Consider the following 20720-nt stretch of genomic DNA (forward strand, 5'->3'; position numbering starts at 1 on the left):
CTGACCCCCGCTCAGTAGTGGCTCAGTTGTGTCTGCTTGACCAGGTCCTCGTACAGGCGGGCATAGGGTTCAACCGCCTGGCACCAGTTGAACGGCTGGGTCATCGACAGGCAGCGCATGGCGTTCAGCAGGTCCTTCTTGCCGTAAACATAGAAGGCGCGGCTGAGTGCCTCGCGGTAGCTCTCGACGGTGGACTCGTTGAACAGGAAGCCCGTCACGCCGCACTCGATGGTGTCGGCCAGGCCACCGGTATTGCGTGCTACCGGCAGCGAGCCGAAGCGTTGCGCGTACATCTGGCTAAGGCCGCACGGCTCATACCGAGACGGCATCAGCAGGAAATCGCTGCCGGCGAACATGCGCCGGGCATCGGTTTCATTGAAACCAATACGCACACCGATGCGGCCCGGGTGACGCAGCGCCAGCTCGCGCATGGCCTGCTCTTCTTCCGGCTCGCCGCGGCCGATGATCGCGATCTGCCCGCCTTGCTCGACGATGTAGTCGGCCACGCCCAGGGTCAGGTCCAGGCCCTTTTGATAGACCAGCCGGGACACCACGGCGAATAGTGGGCCTTCGGAATCTTCCAGGCCGAACAGCTCGCGCACCTCCTGGGTGTTACGCGCTTTGCCCTCCCAGTCATTGATGCTGAAGTTATGTTGCAGGTGCTTGTCGGTAGCCGAGTCCCAGCTTTCGTCGATGCCGTTGGGGATGCCACCGAGCAGGCCTTGCTGGGCCTTGCTGGCGAGGAAACCGTCCAGGCCGCAGCCGAATTCCGGGGTGGTGATTTCCCGGGCATAGGTGGCGCTGACTGTGGTGATGTGGCTAGAGTAGGCCAGGCCGGCCTTGAGGAACGACAGCTTGCCGTAGAACTCCATGCCTTCTTGCTGCATGGCATGTTCGGGTATCGCCAGCTCCGGGCTGCAACCGCGGCTGTACACACCTTGGTAAGCCAGGTTGTGGATGGTGAACAGCGTGGGCGTATTCAGGCCGCGCCAGTGCATGTAGGCGGGGGCCAGGCCGGCGGGCCAGTCATGCGCGTGCACCACTTCCGGCGTCCAGTGGATCTTGCCTTCGCCGGCAGCGATTTCGGCGGCAGCCAGGCCCAGGCGGGCGAAGCGGATGTGGTTGTCGGGCCAGTCGCGGCCATTGTTGGCACCATAGGGTGTGCCGTCGCGCTGGTACAGTTCGGGGCAGATCAACACATAGATGACCAGGCCGTCGGCCATGTCCATGCGCCCGATCTTGCAGGGCGGCAGGGCCGCGTGACCACCCAGTTCACCCACGATATGTATAGGGTTGTCGCTTTCCATCACCTGGCGGTAGCCGGGGATAAGTACCCGCACATCGTGCAGGTGCGCCAGGGCACGGGGCAGGGCAGCGGACACGTCACCCAGGCCGCCGGTTTTCACCAGATCAGCGATTTCCGAGGTCACGAACAGAATCTTGCGCATGTTCGGGTTTTGCTGGCGCTGGGCGCCGGGTGCCTTGCCTGTCGTGGCGAAGTCCGGGGTGAGCGGCTCGCGGTTATCCGGTTTGAAAGCGTCTACGTGAGGCTCGACAGCGGCACTGATCATACTTCTCTCCGTCCCTATGCTTGGTCGGGTGCTGGCACCCGTGGCGATGTTTCGTGCTGGTTCTCTCTAGTTTGAATCTGCTTAGTGCGTTCCATGCCCCAGGGTCGTGCGCGCAGGCACTACGCGATCAGCATTCCGGCCGAAAGCGCTTGGACTGGTTGGGGTGTGTGGGCCGAGGATCGGGAATAGCCCAATGCGTCTGGCCTACTTATGTTCATGACCTGCCGGGTTTCCTGAAAGTTCGACTTTTTTGGGGTCACTCTTCCATTGAGCAAATGGCGGGCCGAAAACTGAGTGTAGGAGAGAAAGTGCTAAAAAGGTGACCCACTGGTCACTATTGTTATGTGCGCAATAGACGCAAACGTTGGCGTTTGTGACGGGTTGCGAAAAGGGGTGGGCGAGTGTGGGGCAGAGGGGTTTCGAGCTGCGCCAAATTGTGGCTCGTTACGCGCAATGCACCGTTTGGGTGCGTAGGCGTAAGCGTGGCTTTAGGCTGCGAAGAGGCGGGTATGGGCGCAGGATTCTGCTTCAGTGCCGGCCCTTTTTGGGCACAAAGCCGCTTCGGTTGCCAGATAGGGTTCAAAGACGGTGACTGGATTCAGGATCGGGTGGGAGCCATGCAGCCCCCACAGGCGAAAAAGGAATCGATCAGAGGCTGACCGCTTTATCGCCAGCGCGCTGTTGCGCCAACAGCAGGTTCAACTGGGCAACCTGCTGACGCAGCTGGTCACGTTCGTCTTTAAGTTTACGCAGCTCATCACGGCGCACGGAGACATAGAGGGTCTGGGGTGGGGTTGCTGGCATCAATGTACCCATGAGCACACCTCGCGGTTTTGGCTGGTGACAAGTCAAAGCGTAGACGCTTCACGCGGGGCGCATTCTGAATTCTTTCACCGGGCTTGGGAACTTTTTTGTTTATTGTGGTCTTGCCGTTCGTCGCTGAACCCTCGGGCGGCATGCTGGACTAATCTGAAAAGCTGGACTGTCGTCATCCATTTCGAAAAGGGAGCATTGGCTCATGCAACTGGGAATCATCGGGCTGGGCCGTATGGGCGGCAATATCGCAAGGCGCCTGATGCGCGCCGGTCACCGCACCGTGGTGCACGACCGCAACCGTGAAGCCATCACCGGCCTGGAGGGCGAAGGCGCCCAGGGCGCGCATGACCTCGGTGCACTGGTGCAAAAGCTGAAAGCGCCGCGCGCGGTCTGGGTGATGCTGCCGGCTGGCGACGCCACCGAGCAGACCATCGCCCAGCTGGCCGAATTACTGGAACCGGGCGATGCGATCATCGACGGTGGCAACACCTTCTACAAGGACGACATGCGCCGCGCCGCCGAACTGGCCAAGCGCGGCCTGCATTATCTGGACGTCGGGACTTCCGGCGGCGTGTGGGGCCTGGACCGCGGCTACTGCATGATGATCGGTGGCGAAAAGGACGTGTTCGAGCGCCTGGAACCGCTGTTCAAGGCGCTGGCGCCGGGCGTGGGCGACATCCCGCGTACCCATGGCCGCAGCGGCGAGCACCAGCGTGCCGAGCACGGCTACATCCATGCCGGCCCACCGGGCGCCGGGCACTACGTGAAAATGGTGCATAACGGCATCGAGTACGGCCTGATGCAGGCCTATGCCGAAGGCTTCGACCTGCTGCGCAGCAAAGGCGGCAACGAGCTGCCCGAAGACCAGCGCTTCGACCTGAACGTGGCCGAAATTGCCGAAGTGTGGCGACGCGGCAGCGTGGTGACCTCGTGGCTGCTCGACCTCACCGCCGATGCACTGGTGGCCGACCCTCAGCTGTCGCAATTCAGTGGCTCGGTGTCCGACAGTGGCGAAGGCCGCTGGACCATCGACGCCGCCGTCGAGCAGGCGGTGCCGGTGCCGGTGTTGTCCAGCGCACTGTTCGCGCGCTTCCGTTCGCGCCAGCAACAGGGCACCTACGGTGACAAGATCCTCTCGGCCATGCGCCTGGGCTTCGGTGGCCACGTCGAGAAGAAAGGCGAATGACTAAACAGACCCTTGCGGCCGCCCCCCCTTGTACCCTGTTCCTGTTCGGCGCCAATGGCGACCTGGTCAAGCGCCTGCTGATGCCCGCGCTGTACAACCTCAGCCGCGACGGTTTGCTGGACCGTAACCTGCGCATCGTCGGCGTCGACCATAACCCGGCCAGCGCCGAGGATTTCGCCGCGCGCCTGCACGCGTTCATGGTCGAGCGTGACAAAGGAAGCGAGGGCAGCGCCAAGTGCCTGGACGAGAAACTATGGGCCCGCCTGGCCAAGCGCCTGGATTATCAGACGGGCGACTTTCTCGATCCGGCCACCTACCAGGCCCTGGCCAGGCGCATCGACAAGACCCGCCACGGCAATGCCATTTTCTATCTGGCCACGTCGCCGCGCTTCTTCCCCGAGGTGGCGCAGCGCCTGGGGCAGGCCGGCCTGCTGGACGAGTCTGCCGGCGGCTTTCGCCGGGTGGTGGTTGAAAAACCGTTCGGCACCGATCTGGCCAGCGCCGAGGCGCTCAACGCCTGCCTGCTAAAGGTGATGGGCGAGCGGCAGATCTACCGCATCGACCATTACCTGGGCAAAGAGACGGTGCAGAATATTCTGGTCAGCCGCTTTTCCAACGGCTTGTTCGAATCGTTCTGGAACAACCACTACATCGACCACGTGCAGATCACCGCAGCGGAAACCGTCGGTGTCGAGACCCGTGGTGCGTTCTATGACAGCACCGGCGCCCTGCGCGACATGGTGCCCAACCACCTGTTCCAGTTGCTGGCGATGGTGGCCATGGAGCCGCCGGCCGCGTTCGGCGCCGATGCGGTGCGCGGTGAAAAGGCCAAGGTGGTCGGTGCTATTCGCCCATGGTCGGCAAAAATGGCCCTGAAGAACTCCGTGCGAGGCCAGTACAGCGCTGGCAAGCAGGGGCGCAAGCCGTTGCCAGGCTACCGTCAGGAGGCCAACGTCGCGCCGGATAGCCAGACCGAGACCTACGTGGCGCTGAAGGTGATGATCGACAACTGGCGCTGGGCCGGCGTGCCGTTCTACCTGCGCACCGGCAAGCGCATGAGTGTGCGTGACACCGAGATTGCCATCTGCTTCAAGCCCGCACCGTATGCGCAGTTTCGTGAGTCGGAACTGGAACGGCCCAAGCCCAACTACTTGAAAATCCAGATCCAGCCCAATGAAGGCATGTGGTTCGACCTGCAAGCCAAACGGCCCGGGCCAGAGCTGGTGATGGAGAATGTCGAGTTGGGTTTTGCCTACAAGGACTTCTTCAAGATGACCCCGGCCACTGGCTACGAGACGCTGATCTATGACTGTCTGACCGGTGACCAGACCCTGTTCCAGCGGGCTGACAACATCGAAAACGGCTGGCGAGCGGTGCAGCCGTTTCTCGATGCCTGGGCCCAGGGCGGCGAAGTGCATGAGTACTCGGCTGGCGAAGATGGGCCTGAGGCCGGCAATGAATTGCTGACCCGCGACAAGCGGGAGTGGCACCGGTTGGGGTGAGAGGTTTCAAGCCTGTGCCGGCCCTTTCGCGGGCAAGCCCGCGCCTGCAGGGCATTCCATTCCCTCAGGCACCTGCGAAGCGGGCAGCACAGGCAACCACACAAAGGAGACTCAATGCCTGCCCACATCGAAGACTACGCCCTGCTGGGCAACTGCCGCAGTGCGGCGCTGGTCAGTCGCGATGGCGCGCTGGACTGGCTGTGCCTGCCACGCTTCGACGCCCCCGCCGTGTTCGCGGCCCTGCTGGGCAACGAAGAAAATGGCCGCTGGCGCCTGGCCCCTTGCGACCCGGTAACGCACAGCAGCCGCCAATACCTGGGCGACACCCTGGTGCTGGAAACCACCTGGGTCACCGCCAGCGGTCGTGCCCGGGTGCTCGACTTCATGCCCCTGGGCGAAGTCAATTCGGTGGTGCGCATCGTCGAAGGCTTGTCTGGCGAAACCCATTTCGAAATGGACCTGGTCATGCGCTTCGACTACGGCCGCAGCGTGCCCTGGGTGGAACGGCTCGACCCACTGACCCTCAGTGCCGTCGCCGGCCCTGACCGGTTGATCCTGTGCAGCACCGTGCCCCCGCAAGCCCGCGACCATCATACCGGCTGCCGCTTTCGCGTCAGCACGGGCCAGCGCCAGGTCTTCAGCCTGCGTCACCAGCCCTCGCACTTGCCGGTGCAGCCTGACTGCAACATCGACCATGCCCTGGCAAACACCTGCGAGCAATGGCAAGCCTTCGCCGACCGCTGCCCGCAGGTAGGGCCATATACCGCCCTGGTGCGTCGTTCGCTGCTCACCCTCAAGGCCATGACCTACGCCCCCACCGGCGGTATTGTCGCTGCCGTCACCACTTCGTTGCCTGAGCGTGTGGGGGGCGAGCGCAATTGGGACTACCGCTTCTGTTGGCTGCGCGACGCGACCATGACCCTGCTGGCCTTCATGAACCTTGGCTACTTCGACGAGGCCCAGGCCTGGCGCGAGTGGCTGCTGCGCTCGGTGGCCGGCAACCCTGAGCAGATGCAGATCATGTATGGCCTGGCTGGCGAGCGTGACCTGCAGGAGTACACCTTGCCGTGGTTGGCCGGTTATGAACATTCACAGCCGGTGCGGGTGGGCAACGCCGCCTCGGCGCAGACACAACTGGACATCTATGGCGAACTGGCCGATGCGATGACTCAGGCGATCAGGGGCGGGTTGCCCCGTCACCCGCGCAGCGCCGCCATTTCGCGCCTGATATTGCCTTATGTCGAACGCATCTGGCGCGAGCCGGACGAGGGCATCTGGGAAGTGCGTGGCGGCCGGCAGCAGTTCGTGCACTCCAAGGTGATGGCCTGGGTCGCCTTCGACCGCGCCGCAGGGCTGGCCGACACCACAGAAGAAGGCCGCGAGCGCGGGCAGCATTATCGCCAGGTGGCGGACGAAATTCACCGCGACGTGTGCGAGCACGGCCTGGACCCCAGCGGCCGGTTCTTCGTCCAGGCCTATGGTTCGACCGAAATGGACGCCAGCCTGTTGCAGATCGCCCTGACCGGCTTCCTGCCGGCGGATGACCCACGCTTCATGCGCACCCTGGAACAGATCGAACAGCGTCTGATGAAGAACGGCCTGTTGCTGCGCTATGACAGTGACAGCTGCAGCGACGGCCTGACGCCGGGAGAGGGCACCTTCCTGGTGTGTTCGTTCTGGCTGGCTGACGTTTATGTATTGCTGGGGCGCCAGGCCAAAGCCGAAGCGCTGTACCAACACCTGACCGGCCTGTGCAACGACCTCGGCCTGCTGGCCGAACAGTACGACTCGGCCAGCCAGCGCATGCTCGGCAATTTCCCCCAGGCCTTCAGCCAGATAGGCATCATCAACACTGCGCTGAATCTGCACCGCGCACAGTGCCCGGCGCGCGACCGGGCGCGTTGTGGGTAGCGAATGAGTAGGGCGACTGCCTTGACCGGAGTAGACTAGGCCAAACCCTTTCGGCACGGAGCATACATGGGCATTCGCGGTACTGACCGGCAGATCGACAACATCGAGTTCAATGTCAGCGACATCTCACGGAGCAAGGCCTTCTATGGCAGTGTATTCGGCTGGGCGTTCACCGACTACGGGCCGACCTACACCGAGTTCAGCGATGGCCGGTTGACGGGTGGCTTCACCACGGGTGAGCCGGTGCGCCCGGGCGGGCCGCTGGTCATCCTGTACGCTGACGACCTGGAGGCCACGCAGCAGCGGATCGAAGCTGCTGGGGCGAAAATCAGCCGGGCGACCTTTGCCTTCCCCGGCGGGCGGCGCTTTCATTTCATCGACCCGGACGGTTATGAGCTGGCGGTGTGGACGGCCCAAGCCTGATGGCCAATCACAAGATCGAAATCCGCCGACGCAATATCGAAAAAATCCTGCAAGCGGCGGAAAAGGTGTTTGCCGAGAAGGGCTACGGCGCCACCTCCATGGGGGATATCGCCGAACAGGCGGCGTTGCCACGCTCCAACCTGCATTATTACTTCAGCACCAAGGACGAGCTGTTCCGCGCGGTGCTGCAGGACCTGCTGGATGTGTGGAAGCAGGACGCCCTGTGCTTCGAGAACTTCGACGACCCGCGTGTGGTGCTGACCAGCTACATCCGGGCAAAGATGGGCCATTCGCGCTCGCGGCCGCTGGGCTCGAAAATCTGGGCCGAAGAGATGCTGCACGGGGCGCCGGTGCTGGGGGTGAACCTCGACGAAAGCCTGGTGCCCTGGGCGAAGATGAAAGAAGCCAAGATCCGCTGCTGGGTGGAAGAGGGGCGTATTCTGCCGGTAGAGCCTTCGGCGTTGCTGTACATGATCTGGGCGTCTACCCAGCACTATGCTGACTTTGGTTACCAGGTGCAGTTGCTCAACGGCGGCGAGGCGCTGTCTGACATGGCCTTCGAGAATGCGGTGCAGACGGTGACCAGCGTGATCTTGCGGGGAATAGGGCTGGAGCCGTGATCCGGCATTCCAGGTGGACGTGGTCTTTTTGTGGGAGCGGCCTTGTGTCGCGATTGGGCCGCGAAGCGGCCCCTCGATGTCTGTATCGCGGCAAAGACTGCTGGGGCCGCTGTGCGGCCCAATCGCGACACAAGGCCGCTCCCACAGGGGCCGCGTCAGCTGTTCAGGCGGTGACCCGCTTCAACTGGCCTCACGGTAGGGGTTACGCGGATCCTGCGTCCAGTTCAGGTACGGCTTGCCGGTGTCCTGCGCCTCCATTTCGATGCAGTTTTCCACCGGGCAGGTGATCTGGCACAGGTTGCAGCCTACGCATTCCTCTTCGATCACACTGTAGGCATGCGTGCCGTCAGCCTTCAGCGTGCTGGCAATCGCCTGGTGCGAGGTATCCTCGCACGCAATGTGGCAGCGCCCGCAGCCAATGCACGCCTCCTGGTCAATGTGCGCGACCGACTTGTAGTTGATGTCCAGGTATTTCCAGTCGGTGGTATGCCCCACCGCCTGCCCGCGGAACGCTTCGACAGTGGAATGCCCATGCTGGTCCATCCAGCGTGCCAGGCCGTCCTGCATGTCCTCGACGATACGGAAGCCATGCAGCATCGCCGCCGTGCACACCTGCACGGCGCCACTGCCCAGGGCCATGAACTCGGCGGCGTCACGCCAGTTGCCGATGCCGCCAATGCCACAAATCGGCAAGCCCCGCGTTTCCGGGTCGCGGGCGATTTCCGCCACCATGTTCAAGGCGATCGGCTTCACTGCCGAACCGCAGTAACCGCCATGGGTACTCTGGTCCCCGACAATCGGGTGGGCCACCATGCGGTCCAGGTCGACGCTGGTGATCGAGTTGATGGTGTTGATCAACGACACCGCATCGGCCCCGCCTCGGTGCGCGGCACGGGCCGACTGGCGGATATCGGTGATGTTCGGCGTAAGCTTCACGATCACCGGCAGCGCGCAGTACGTCTTGCACCAGCGGGTGACCATTTCCACATATTCCGGCACCTGGCCGACGGCCGCCCCCATGCCGCGTTCCGGCATACCGTGCGGGCAACCGAAGTTCAGCTCGATGCCATCGGCACCGGTGGCTTCCACCAGCGGCAGGATGAACTTCCACGACTCCTCTATGCACGGCACCATCAGCGAGACGATCAATGCGCGGTCGGGCCAGTCCTTCTTCACCTGGGTAATTTCACGCAGGTTGATGTCCAGTGAGCGGTCGGTGATCAACTCGATATTGTTGATCCCCTGTACCTGACGGTTGGGGCCATAGTGCGCCGAGTAGCGCGACGACACGTTGACCGCCGCAGGGTCTTCGCCCAGGGTCTTCCAGACCACGCCGCCCCAGCCGGCCTCGAAGGCGCGGACCACGTTGTAGGCCTTGTCGGTTGGCGGTGCTGAGGCCAGCCAGAAGGGGTTGGGTGCCTTGATGCCGGCAAATACGATAGACAAGTCGGCCATTTACGCTGCCTCCACGTTGAGCATGAGTTGGGCATGGATGGCTTCAGCGGCCAGCTTGCCGTGTTGCACGGCCTGCACGGTAAGGTCCTGCCCCAGCGCGGTGCAGTCGCCGCCTGCGTACACGCCCGGCAGGCTGGTCTGCAGGTTTTCGTCCACGCGGATGCGCTCACCCTCGCGGGCCAGTTGCGCAGCCACCGGGTCGCCGAGGCTGGCATCGTCAAAGCGTTGGCCAATGGCCTTGAAAATGGCGTCCGCAGCCAGCTCGAAGGTTTCGCCGGTATCGCGCAGGCGGCCTTCCGCCAGCTCGGTGCGGGCAAAGCGCATGCCGCGGACCCTGCCGGCGTCATCCAGCAGCACGGCATCAGGGCGGGCCCAAGTGTGCAGGCGCACCTGGTTGGCTTTGGCAATGTCCTGCTCGTGCCCGGTAGCGCCCATGTCGGCGTGGCCACGGCGGTACACCAGGTTGACGTCGCGGGCCCCCAGACGGCTCATCTGCACAGCCATGTCGATGGCTGTGTTGCCAGCACCGATCACCAGGCAGCGGTCGGCCAACGGTAGCTGGCTCAGGTCATCGGCCTGGCGTAGCTCACGGATGTACTCGGTGGCGGCGAGCACGCCGGGTGCTTCCTCGTCGGGCAGCCCTAGCTGGCGCACGGCATTCAGGCCGAGGCCCAGGAACACCGCGTCGTACTGATCGCGCAGTTCGCCCAGGCTTAGGTTGCCACCCAGGCGCTGGCCATGGCGGACTTCGATACCGCCAATGCCCAACAAGAAATCCACTTCACGTTGGGCATAGTCGTCTACCAGCTTGTAGCGGGCGATGCCGTACTCGTTGAGGCCACCGGCCTTGTCGCAGGCCTCGAAAACCACCACGTCATGGCCGTGCATGGCCAGGCGGTGGGCGCAGGACAGCCCAGCCGGGCCGGCGCCGACCACGGCGATACGCTTGCCGGTGGCTGCCGAGCGCTTGAATGGGTGTGCGCTGAACTGGGCGTTGTCCAGGGCGTAACGCTGCAACTGGCCGATCAGCACCGGCGCGCATTCCTGGGCGTTGTTGCGCACGCAGGCTTGCTGGCAGAGGATTTCGGTGGGGCACACGCGGGCGCAACTACCGCCAAGGATGTTGGCCGAAAGAATGCGCTCGGCGGCGCCTTGCAGGTTTTCGTCACTGATGCGATGTATGAACGAGGGGATGTCGATCTCGCTGGGGCAAGCGTTGACGCAGGGGGCGTCGTAGCAGTACAGGCAGCGTGCACTTTCCAGGGCGGCCTGGCGCGCGGTGAGGGGTGGGGCCAGGTCGCTGAAGCGCTCGGCCAACTGGTCGGCGCCGGCCCGGGGGCGCGGCAAATGGGTCAGGGCGTTGGTCACGGTTGTAGCCTCTCTATTTTTTTTGGTGCAGGCGACAGGTATTGCGGTCGATTCTGGGGCCGCTCCCACAGGCGATCGCGGTCCTTGTGGGAGCAACTGTCTTGCTCAATTTCTAAAAGCTGGCGCGATCCCTGTGGGAGCGGCCTTGCGTCGCGATGGGCTGCACAGCAGCCCCAATGGCTTCAGCGCTGAACAGGCATCGGCCGCTGATGCTCGGCCCGGCGCCCCAGCACCTCATACACCGACGGGTACGCCGGCCGTTCCACATACCGCCCCGCGCCCGGCTCGGCGCGCAGGTCGCCATCGGCCCAGAGCACCTTGCCCTGGCTGATGGCGTGGCTTGGGATGCCGCGCACGGTGCGGCCTTCGAAGATGTTGAAGTCCACCTGCTGGTGGTGGGTTTTGGCGGAGATGGTGCGGGTGCCCTGCGGGTCCCACAGCACCAGGTCGGCATCGGCACCCACGCGGATAGCGCCCTTGCGCGGGAACAGGTTGAAGATTTTCGCCGTGTTGGTAGAGGTCAGCGCGACGAATTCGTGCATCGACAGACGCCCGCTGTTGACCCCGGCATCCCACAGTACTGCCATGCGGTCTTCGATGCCGGCGGTGCCGTTGGGGATGCGGCTGAAGTCGTCGCGGCCCATGGCTTTCTGCTCGGCGCAGAAGCAGCAGTGGTCGGTGGCAGTGGTGTGCAGGTTGCCTGACTGCAAGCCGCGCCACAGCGCCTCCTGGTGCTCGCGTGGGCGGAACGGCGGGCTCATCACATAACCGGCGGCGGTGGCCCAGTCCGGGTCACGGTAGACACTGTCGTCCAGCAGCAGGTGCCCGGGCAGCACCTCGCCATACACCGGCTGGCCCTTGCCCCGGGCATAGGTGATTTCATCCAGTGCCTCGCGGCTGGAAATGTGCACCAGGTACAACGGTGTGCCGAGGGTTTCGGCAATGCGGATGGCGCGGCTGGCCGCTTCACCTTCAACCTGCGAGGGGCGCGACAGCGGGTGGGCTTCCGGCCCGGTCATGCCCTGGGCGAGCAGTTTTTTCTGCAGGTGGTACACCAGCTCGCCGTTTTCGGCATGCACGGTGGGCACCGCACCCAGTTGCAGGCAACGCTCGAAGCTGGCCACCAGGGTATCGTCGGCGGCCATGATTGCATTTTTGTAGGCCATGAAATGCTTGAAGCTGTTCACCCCGTGCTTGGCCACCAGCTCGCCCATCTCTTCGGCCACCTGCTCGCTCCACCAGGTGATGGCGACGTGGAAGCCATAGTCGCTGGCGCTTTTCTGCGCCCAGCCACGCCAGGTGTGGAAGGCCTCCAGCAACGACTGCTGCGGGTTGGGAATGACGAAGTCGATGATCGAGGTGGTGCCGCCAGCCAGGCCTGCAGCGGTGCCGCTGAAGAAGTCCTCGCTGGCCACCGTGCCCATGAACGGCAACTGCATGTGGGTGTGTGGGTCGATGCCGCCGGGCATCAGGTACTGGCCGCTGCCGTCGAGGATCTCGCAGTCGGTGGGCGGTTCGAGGTTTTGCCCGATGGCACGGATCAGGCCATCGGCACACAGGACATCGGCGGGGTAACGCTCTTCGTGGGTAACCACGGTGGCGCCACGGATCAACAGGGACATGCCGTTTTCCTCGCAGGCTGACCGGTCTTGGCCGGTTCTTTGCATTGTCATGGATGCCAGGGCGGGCAGGGCGGTCAATCCTGTCAGGCCTGACAAGATTCGAGGCTAGATGCTGATTCTGGATTCAGCAAGAAAATTTTCCCATTAAATTTGTGGTTTTTAAGTTGTTGATATCAATAGGAAAAAATTAACGCGCGAATGGGTGACGGGGTTTTCAGGGTATTTGACTAACTTGACAAGATGAAAATCTGGTCGAGATTTCTAAGCACAATTCCGCGTGCGAACTCCGGTCATCGAATCAGCCTGATGAGCGAAAAAATAGAAGAAAAAACTGGAGAAGGGCCTATGCAACAGAGCAGATCGGAAGTGGTCGAGCAAGATGGCCTGTTCGAGCTGTCCGAGGGCAGCGATGTTCTCGACAGCCCGCGCTACAACCCCGACATAGCACCGACCAAGGTGCACCAGCGCACCTGGAACAAATGGCACATCACCGCCCTGTGGGTGGGGATGTCCATCTGCGTACCCACCTACACCCTCGGCGGTGTCCTTACCGCCTACTTCGGCCTCAGTGTTGGCGAAGCGCTGCTGGCGATCCTGCTGGCCAACGTTATCGTGCTGATACCGCTTACCCTCAATGCCTTTCCCGGTACCAAGTACGGCATCCCGTTTCCGGTGCTGCTGCGTTCGTCGTTCGGCATTCTTGGCTCCAACGTACCGTGCCTGATCCGCGCGGTGGTTGCCTGTGGGTGGTTCGGTATTCAGACCATGTTCGGCGGGCTGGCCATTCACCTGTTCCTGGGGTCGGTGTTCGACGGTTGGAAGGCGCTGGGCGGGACAGGCGAGGTGATTGGCTTCATGATCTTCTGGTGCCTGAACCTGTGGGTGGTGCTGCGCGGCGCCGAGTCGATCAAGTGGCTGGAAACGCTGTCGGCACCGCTGCTGGTGGCGGTGGGCGTCGGTCTGCTGTTCTGGGCCTTGCCGCACATGTCGATGACCGAACTGTTGGCACAGCCGCCCAAGCGCCCAGAAGGGGCGAGCGTGGTCAGTTACTTCTGCGCCGGGCTTACGGCCATGGTCGGCTTCTGGGCCACACTGTCGCTGAACATTCCCGACTTCAGCCGCTACGCCCGCAGCCAGAAGGACCAGATTCTCGGGCAGATCTTCGGCCTGCCGCTGACCATGTTCCTGTTTGCTGCGCTGGGTGTGGTGCTGACCGCCGCTTCAGCGTCGCTGGTGGGCGAGACGGTGTCCGACCCGGTCACCCTGATCGGCAAGATTCAAAGCCCGTTCTGGGTGGCCCTGGCCATGGCGCTGATCGTGATTGCCACGCTGTCGACCAACACCGCGGCGAACATCGTGTCGCCCACCAATGACTTCCAGAACATTGCCCCACGCCTGATCGGCCGAAGCCGCGCGGTATGGCTGACCGGCTTTATCGGCCTGGCGCTGATGGGGCATGAACTGCTGAAGAAACTGGGCCTGATTGTCTCCGACCTTAGCCTGGAGAGCGTGTATTCCAACTGGCTGCTGGGCTATTCCAGCTTGTTGGGGCCCATTGCCGGCATCATGGTGGTGGACTACTTCCTGATCCGGCGGCAGAAGCTGGACCTGGCCGGGCTATACCGCGACGACGTGTATCCCGCGTGGAACTGGGCCGGTTTTGCCGCCTTCGCCTTGCCAGTAGGGCTGACGGTAATGGCGATTGGCAACAGCAGTTTCAGCTGGTTCTACGACTATGGCTGGTTCACCGGCTCGTTGCTGGGCGGTGCACTGTACGCCGCGCTTGGCGGTTTGGCGGCACGCAACCCGGTGCGGTTGGTCAAACCCTTGCCTTAAGGCCTCGAAGAGGCCCGTACAAACAATAAGAAGCCTGAAGGAGAAGCCCGTGACCCCCGTCAAAGAGATCCTGAAGACCAACGCCCGTCACGTCGACAGCACCCGCCTGTGGCAGTCGCTGATGGACCTGGCCCGGCTCGGCGCCACTGCCAAGGGCGGTGTCTGCCGCCTGGCCTTGACCGACCTCGACCGCCAGGCCCGCGATCTGTTCGTGCAGTGGTGCGAGGCGGCCGGTTGCTCGGTCAGCATCGACGCTGTCGGCAACATATTCGCCCGCCGTCCGGGCCGTGACCCCAAGCTGCCGCCGGTGATGACCGGCAGCCATATCGACACCCAGCCCACCGGCGGCAAGTTCGATGGCTGCTTCGGGGTGATGGCCGGGCTGGAGGTGATCCGTACCCTCAACGACCTGGGCGTGGAAACCGACGCGCCGCTCGAAGTGGTGGTGTGGACCAACGAAGAAGGTTCGCGTTTTGCGCCGTGCATGATGGGTTCAGGGGTGTTCGCCGGCAAGTTCACCCTGGAAGACACCCTGGCCAAGCGCGATGCCCAGGGTGTCAGCGTTGGCGAAGCGTTGAACACCATTGGCTACGCCGGTCCGCGTGCCGTGTCGGGGCACCCGGTGGGGGCGTATTTCGAAGCGCATATCGAGCAGGGTCCTATCCTTGAGGACCAGGCCAAGACCATCGGCGTGGTCCTCGGCGCCCTGGGCCAGAAGTGGTTCGACCTGACCCTGCGCGGTGTTGAAGCCCATGCCGGCCCTACGCCGATGCACCTGCGCAAGGACGCCCTGGTGGGGGCAGCCGCTGTGGTAGAGGCGGTCAACCGCACGGCGCTTGCCCACCAGCCCCACGCCTGCGGCACGGTGGGTTGCCTTCAGGCGTACCCGGGCTCGCGTAACGTGATCCCGGGCGAAGTGCGCATGACCCTCGACTTCCGCCACCTGGAGGGCGAGCAGCTGAATGCGATGATTGCCGATGTGCGCGGGGTGATCGAGGCGACCTGTGCCAAGCATGGCCTGAGCCATGAGCTGGTGCCCACGGCAGACTTCCCGGCACTTTACTTCGACAAAGGCTGTGTCGACGCCGTGCGCGAGTCGGCCAAGGCGCTGGGCCTGCCGCACATGGACATCGTCAGTGGCGCGGGGCATGACGCGATCTTTCTGGCCGAGCTGGGGCCGGCGGGGATGATTTTCGTGCCGTGCGAAAACGGCATCAGCCATAACGAGATCGAGAACGCCACGCCCGATGACCTGGCGGCGGGCTGCGCAGTGTTGTTGCGGGCGATGCTGGCGGCGTCGGAGGCAATTGCCAGCGGGCGGCTGGCGGCCTAGGCACTGGCCTCAAGAAGGCCGTTACGGCCAAGGTGATAGCGCTGCAGGTCCTGCGCCAGGGTCAACTGCCCGCTGTAATGGGCGAGGGCCTCGTCGCGCACGGTGTCGATGTGCGGGCTGCGCCGTGGGTCGTTCTGGTAGCGGGCGCTGAAATGCGTCAGTACCAGGTTGCGCACGCCAGCGGCCTCGGCAAAGCGTGCCACCTCAGCGGCGGTGCTGTGGCCGAACGTGCCCCCGGTGCGTTCGACCACCGCCTGGGTGAAGGTGGCTTCGTGCACCAGTACATCCGCACCCCTGGCGACGGCTGCCAGCAGCGCTGGTTTGTCGTTGTCCCCGCACACGATCACCCGCTGGGGCGGACGCGAAGGGCGCAGGTAGTCGTTGCCGTTCAGCAGTTGCCCATTGAACGTCACGGTCAACCCCTTGGCCAGCTCGCCCCACAGCGGACCACGCGGTATGCCCTCGGCGTCCAGGCGCTGGATGTCCAGGCGTGGCTCAGGGTTGATTTCGGTGAATACGAAACCCACGCTGGGCACCCGGTGCGACAGTTGCACGGTGGTCACCTGCAGGGTCTCGCTGCGCCATGCGATCAGCGCTTCCACGGGCAACAGGCGTAGCTCGAACGGCAGGAAGGTGTCGCTGGCAACCAGGCCTTGGCGTACCCAATCGTGCAGTACGGCGGGCAGGATCACTTCCAGCGGCTGGGTGCGCCCGCTCATGCCCGCGCTGGCCAGCAGGCCGGGCAGGCCGAAGCAATGGTCACCATGCACGTGGGTGATGAAGATCGCGCGCAGGTCGCGGATCGAAAGCGGGGTGTGCAGCAGGCGGTGCTGGGTGCCTTCGCCGCAATCGACCAGATACCAGTGGCTGCCACTGGCTTCGATCACGGCTGTGGCGCTGACATTGCGTGCCTTGGTGGGCACCCCGGCGGAGGTGCCGAGGAACAGCAGGTCCATGCTCAGGCTCCTGTTTCAGGCCAGAAGCGGCCAAGGTGATACGGGGCGCACACCTTAGCCGGATTGCCACCCGCCGTCGACGGCCCGCTAGTTATCCTGTCGCCAGATGAGCTTGCTGGTGTCATACCCTTGCTCTCGGGCGATTGTCAGCAGTTGCTCGCGCTGCTGGTCGGTGACCGCTGGCGTGCGCGAAAGCAGCCACAGGTACTCGCGGTTGGGGTGGCCGACCAGTGCCACGCGGTAGTCCTTGTCGTGGTACAGCACCCAGTACTCGCCCTTGGTCAGGCCCGGTGCCAGGCGGCTGAACCAGTTGTCGAAGCGCACCCACAGCTTGTCGGTACTGCCCGGTTGCTGAGCCTCGGCGATGCCCTTGGCTTCATTCCACTGGCCGTCCTTTTCCTGGCAGCGGTTGGTTACATCGATACGGCCGTCCTCGCGCAAGCCATAGCGCGCCTCGGACTTCACGCAGTTACGCTGGAAGAACATCGGCAGTCGCGCCAGTTCATACCAAGTGCCCTGGTAGCGTTGCAAGTCGACCTGCTGGGTGCGCGGCGGTGCCGGGTGATCGTTGCCGGCGCAGCCGAGCAGGGCCAGGGTCATGCAGGAAAGCAGCAGTGTAGTGCGCAGCGCCATGGGTGACCTCCTTGGAGCGGATGGGGCGTACCTGTGTTTCGACGCCTGTGCGGGGAAAAAGTTGTAGGCGATATTGCCTGCGGGTAAACCCGTGCAGGAGCGGGTTTACCCGCGAAAGGGCCCGCACAGGTCCGCACAGGCCTGCCTCACAGCCAGTACGTCACCGCCCACCATCCCAACCCGCCCATCACCACGGTATAGGGCAGCGCCATCCACACCATCCGCCCATACGACAGCCGGATCAGCGGCGCAATGGCCGAGGTCAGCAGGAACAGGAACGCCGCCTGCCCGTTCGGCGTCGCCACGCTTGGCAGGTTGGTGCCGGTGTTGATCGCCACCGCCAGTGTTTCGAAATGCTCGCGGCTCATGCTGCCGTTGAGAAATGCCTGCTTCACTTCGGTGATGTAGATGGTGGCAACGAACACATTGTCGCTGATCGCCGACAGCAAACCGTTGGCCAGATACAGCATGCCCGGTTGCTGTTCGGCCGGCAGCGTCAGCACCCAGCTGATCAATGGGCTGAACAATTGTTGCTGATGAATCACCGCGACCACGGCAAAGAACACCACCAACAGCGAAGTGAATGGCATGGCGTCCTGGAAGGCACGGCCCAGGCGGTGCTCGTCGGTGATGCCGGTGAAGGCCGTGATCAGTACGATCACCATCAGGCCGATCAGGCCGACCTCGGCCACATGCAGCCCCAGGCAGATGATCAGGATCAAGGCAGCAAGCCCTTGTACCCACAGCGCGATGCGCTGGGCCTGGGTACGTGCGGCATCGTCCTCGGCGGCATAGGCAGCCAGTACCTGGCGCACTGTCTCAGGCATCAGCGTGCCGTAGCCGAACAGGCGCAGCTTCTCCAGCAACACGCAGGTCAGCAGGCCGGCACCCAGCACCGGTATCGACACGGGCGCCACCTTGAGGAAGAAGTCAGCGAAGTGCCAGCCCATCTCGTGGCCGATCAGCAGGTTCTGCGGCTCGCCCACCAGCGTGCACACGCCACCCAAGGCGGTACCCACTGCGCCGTGCATCAGCAAGCTGCGCAGGAACGCGCGGAACTGGTTCAGGTCGTCACGGTGTAACTGCGCCACTTGCTGGTCGCTGTCCAGTGCGCTGTCTTCACGCGGGTTGGCGCCGGACGCCACGCGATGGTAGACCGCATAAAAGCCGACCGCGGCGCTGATGATCACGGCCGTCACCGTCAGCGCATCGAGAAACGCCGAAAGGAATGCCGACAGTACGCAGAACAGTAGCGACAGCATGGCTTTTGAACGCACACCCAACAGAATGCGCGAGAACAGGAACAGCAGCAGTTCCTTCATGAAATGGATACCGGCGACCATGAACATCAGCAGCAGGATTACCGGGAAGTTGTGCTGCAGTTCTTCGTACAGTGCCTGCGGCGTGGTCATCTGCAACAGCAGGGCTTCGATCAGCAACAATCCCCCGGGCATCAGCGGGTAGCACTTCAGCGCCATGCCCAGGGTGAAGATGAACTCGATTACCAGCGCCCACCCGGCTGCAGCCGGGCCAATGGTTGCCAGTAGAAGCGGATTGAGCACCAGGAACAGGCAGATGACCGCTTTGTACCAAAGCGGCGACTGGCCCAGGAAACCGTGAGCGAGGGCGCCGGTCAGGGAGCGCGACATGAATATGTATCCTTATGATTCAGCGATGGCGCACGGTGCCGGATCATTGCGCCTTAGGCAAGGCATACAGTCCCGTTTTTGGCACAAGTACGGTCATCGGCATGAGTTAACATCCGGGCCATGAACCTTTCACCCTCAGGAGTGCCGCCCGTGACCGAGTACAGTGCATTCAAGGTCGAACTGACCGACAGCGTCGCCCATGTTCAGATCAATCGCCCAGAGAAGGTCAACGCGATGAATGCGGCCTTCTGGGAGGAAATCGTCGACATCTTCCAGTGGATCGATGACACCGATGCCGTGCGCGTGGTGGTGGTCAGTGGCGCTGGCAAGCATTTTTCCGCCGGTATCGACCTGATGATGCTGGCCTCGCTGGCCGGGCAGATGGGCAAGGACGTGGGCCGCAATGCACGCTTCCTGCGCAAGACCATCCAGCGGTTGCAGGCCTCGTTCACCGCAGTGGACACGTGCCGCAAGCCGGTACTGGCGGCGGTTCAAGGCTACTGCATCGGCGGCGCCATCGACCTCATCTCGGCGTGCGACATGCGCTACTGCAGCAGTGACGCGCAGTTCTCGATCAAGGAAATCGACATGGGTATGGCGGCCGATGTTGGCACATTGCAACGTTTGCCACGCATCATTGGCGACGGCATCATGCGGGAGCTGGCGTTTACCGGGCGCAATGTCGAGGCCGACGAGGCGCTGCGCATCGGCCTGGTCAACCGAGTCTATGATGATCAGGCCGCACTGATGGACGGCGTCTTTGCCATCGCCCGCGAGATTGCCGCAAAATCGCCGATCGCTGTGGCCGGCACCAAGGAAATGCTCAGCTACATGCGTGACCATCGCATCGACGATGGCCTGGACTACATTGCCACCTGGAACGCCGCAATGCTGCAGTCCGAAGACCTGCGCGTGGCTGTGGCGGCGCACATGAGCAAACAGAAACCGACGTTCGCCGACTGATCGGGCCGGGGGACGCGCAGTAAAGGAACCCCCGACATGTCAGCACGCTGGACTACTGCAGTACTCGACCCACAGATGACCGGGGGGCTGGCCGTGGCCCGCAGCCCTGAAGGGTTTCTGGTGGACGCCAACGGCGCGCTGTTCCCCCGCGACTGGCTCAAGCGCCAGGACCTCGACGTGCTGTGCGAGCACGGCATCGGTCACTTTGACGGCCAGCCGGTGTTCCTGCTGGAACTGCGCAGCGCCACTGATGTGCCTGGCTGCAGCTGGCGCGGCCTGCGTGCGTTTATGCTCGAAGGCGACTTCGACACCTACAAGGTGCTGGGCTATGCCGCACAAATCGGTACCTGGGCGCGCGAGCATCGCTTCTGCGGCAGTTGCGGCCAGGCGATGACGCAAATTCGCTGGGAGCGGGCGATGTACTGCCAGCCCTGCGACCTGCGCAGCTATCCGCGCATTTCACCCAGCATGATCGTGCTGGTGACCCGCGGTGATGAAATCCTGCTGGCGCGTTCGCCACGCTTCGTTACCGGGGTGTACAGCACCTTGGCAGGTTTTGCCGAGCCGGGTGAATCGGCCGAAGACTGCCTGGTGCGCGAAGTGCGCGAAGAAGTGGCGGTGGAGGTGCGGAACATCCAGTACGTCGGCAGCCAGTGCTGGCCGTTCCCGCATTCGATGATGCTGGGTTTCCATGCCGAGTATGCCGGGGGCGAGATTGTCATGCAGCCGGACGAGATCGAGGACGCCAAGTGGTTCAGCGTCCACGACCTGCCGCCGCTGCCGGCCGGGCGGTCCATCGCCCGGTACCTGATCGACCTGTATGTTGCGCGGCGCCTGGGCCTTGATATCCCTGCTTTCCCGTCCTAGCTGCAGTGA

17 protein-coding genes are annotated in these 20720 nt (G+C 63.4%); 9 read left to right on the forward strand and 8 right to left on the reverse strand.

The features are described 5' to 3' along the window. Window positions 1-11: 11 nt before the first annotated feature. Together glgA and LMH93_RS09075 are read right to left on the reverse strand one after the other, a co-directional pair. Window positions 12-1571 carry a glycogen synthase GlgA gene (gene glgA / locus LMH93_RS09070; protein WP_003251283.1) on the reverse strand — a complete coding sequence of 520 codons (1560 nt, stop codon included), beginning with the start codon at window positions 1569-1571 and terminating at the stop codon, window positions 12-14. Window positions 1572-2219: 648 nt separating this feature from the next. Next, window positions 2220-2387 carry a DUF6026 family protein gene (locus tag LMH93_RS09075; protein WP_003251280.1) on the reverse strand — a complete coding sequence of 56 codons (168 nt, stop codon included), beginning with the start codon at window positions 2385-2387 and terminating at the stop codon, window positions 2220-2222. A gap of 202 nt (window positions 2388-2589) precedes the next feature. On the opposite strand from LMH93_RS09075, the gene gnd reads away from it, so the two are divergent. The 5 genes from gnd to LMH93_RS09100 all read left to right on the forward strand — a co-directional run bounded on the left by gnd (window position 2590) and on the right by LMH93_RS09100 (window position 8029). Continuing rightward, window positions 2590-3573 (forward strand): phosphogluconate dehydrogenase (NAD(+)-dependent, decarboxylating), encoded by a 984-nt coding sequence (gnd, locus tag LMH93_RS09080; RefSeq protein ID WP_003251278.1) that lies wholly within the window; start codon window positions 2590-2592, stop codon window positions 3571-3573. After that, a complete protein-coding gene (gene zwf, locus LMH93_RS09085; RefSeq protein ID WP_012051802.1) occupies window positions 3570-5075 on the forward strand; it encodes a glucose-6-phosphate dehydrogenase in 1506 nt (501 codons plus the stop codon). The genes gnd and zwf overlap by 4 nt, the downstream gene beginning before the upstream one ends. 114 nt (window positions 5076-5189) lie before the next feature. Beyond that, window positions 5190-6986 (forward strand): glycoside hydrolase family 15 protein, encoded by a 1797-nt coding sequence (locus tag LMH93_RS09090; RefSeq protein WP_070096757.1) that lies wholly within the window; start codon window positions 5190-5192, stop codon window positions 6984-6986. A 66-nt stretch (window positions 6987-7052) separates the two neighbouring features. Then, entirely contained in the window at window positions 7053-7409 is a 357-nt protein-coding gene (locus LMH93_RS09095; RefSeq protein ID WP_003251273.1) for a VOC family protein, read from the forward strand. Then, window positions 7409-8029, forward strand: coding sequence for a TetR/AcrR family transcriptional regulator (locus LMH93_RS09100; RefSeq protein ID WP_070096764.1), 621 nt, complete (start codon window positions 7409-7411; stop codon window positions 8027-8029). Before LMH93_RS09095 ends, LMH93_RS09100 begins: the two co-directional genes overlap by 1 nt. 180 nt (window positions 8030-8209) lie before the next feature. Here the strand turns inward: LMH93_RS09100 and preA are convergent, their stop codons facing one another. From preA to hydA, 3 genes are all read right to left on the reverse strand, one after another. After that, on the reverse strand, window positions 8210-9484 hold the full coding sequence (gene preA, locus LMH93_RS09105; RefSeq protein ID WP_108079091.1) for an NAD-dependent dihydropyrimidine dehydrogenase subunit PreA: 1275 nt from the start codon (window positions 9482-9484) through the stop codon (window positions 8210-8212). Beyond that, a complete protein-coding gene (locus tag LMH93_RS09110) occupies window positions 9485-10852 on the reverse strand; it encodes an NAD(P)-dependent oxidoreductase (protein WP_212628391.1) in 1368 nt (455 codons plus the stop codon). Between the two features lie 182 nt (window positions 10853-11034). Further along, window positions 11035-12474, reverse strand: a complete 1440-nt coding sequence (gene hydA, locus LMH93_RS09115) for a dihydropyrimidinase (protein WP_100774386.1) — start codon at window positions 12472-12474, stop codon at window positions 11035-11037. Window positions 12475-12819: 345 nt separating this feature from the next. Between hydA and LMH93_RS09120 the strand changes: the two genes are divergently transcribed. Next, entirely contained in the window at window positions 12820-14310 is a 1491-nt protein-coding gene (locus LMH93_RS09120; protein ID WP_047604814.1) for an NCS1 family nucleobase:cation symporter-1, read from the forward strand. Window positions 14311-14359: 49 nt separating this feature from the next. Continuing rightward, complete coding sequence (locus LMH93_RS09125; RefSeq protein ID WP_054888873.1) at window positions 14360-15643, forward strand: Zn-dependent hydrolase; 1284 nt, start codon at window positions 14360-14362, stop codon at window positions 15641-15643. Here LMH93_RS09125 and LMH93_RS09130 read toward each other — a convergent pair. The 3 genes from LMH93_RS09130 to nhaB form a co-directional block, all read right to left on the reverse strand. Then, window positions 15640-16599 (reverse strand): ribonuclease Z, encoded by a 960-nt coding sequence (locus tag LMH93_RS09130; RefSeq protein ID WP_003251258.1) that lies wholly within the window; start codon window positions 16597-16599, stop codon window positions 15640-15642. The two genes, LMH93_RS09125 and LMH93_RS09130, sit on opposite strands and share 4 nt — an antisense overlap. 87 nt (window positions 16600-16686) lie before the next feature. After that, window positions 16687-17232 carry a lipocalin family protein gene (locus tag LMH93_RS09135; protein ID WP_003251256.1) on the reverse strand — a complete coding sequence of 182 codons (546 nt, stop codon included), beginning with the start codon at window positions 17230-17232 and terminating at the stop codon, window positions 16687-16689. A gap of 146 nt (window positions 17233-17378) precedes the next feature. Beyond that, window positions 17379-18881, reverse strand: coding sequence for a sodium/proton antiporter NhaB (nhaB, locus tag LMH93_RS09140; RefSeq protein ID WP_003251254.1), 1503 nt, complete (start codon window positions 18879-18881; stop codon window positions 17379-17381). Between the two features lie 150 nt (window positions 18882-19031). Between nhaB and LMH93_RS09145 the strand changes: the two genes are divergently transcribed. After that, on the forward strand, window positions 19032-19844 hold the full coding sequence (locus tag LMH93_RS09145) for a crotonase/enoyl-CoA hydratase family protein (protein WP_003251252.1): 813 nt from the start codon (window positions 19032-19034) through the stop codon (window positions 19842-19844). A gap of 36 nt (window positions 19845-19880) precedes the next feature. Beyond that, window positions 19881-20711 carry an NAD(+) diphosphatase gene (gene nudC, locus LMH93_RS09150; RefSeq protein WP_003251250.1) on the forward strand — a complete coding sequence of 277 codons (831 nt, stop codon included), beginning with the start codon at window positions 19881-19883 and terminating at the stop codon, window positions 20709-20711. The last annotated feature ends 9 nt before the right edge of the window (window positions 20712-20720 follow it).

Origin of the sequence: Pseudomonas sp. CIP-10, from assembly GCF_020911845.1 — a bacterium.
GTDB classification, from domain to species: domain Bacteria; phylum Pseudomonadota; class Gammaproteobacteria; order Pseudomonadales; family Pseudomonadaceae; genus Aquipseudomonas; species Aquipseudomonas alloputida.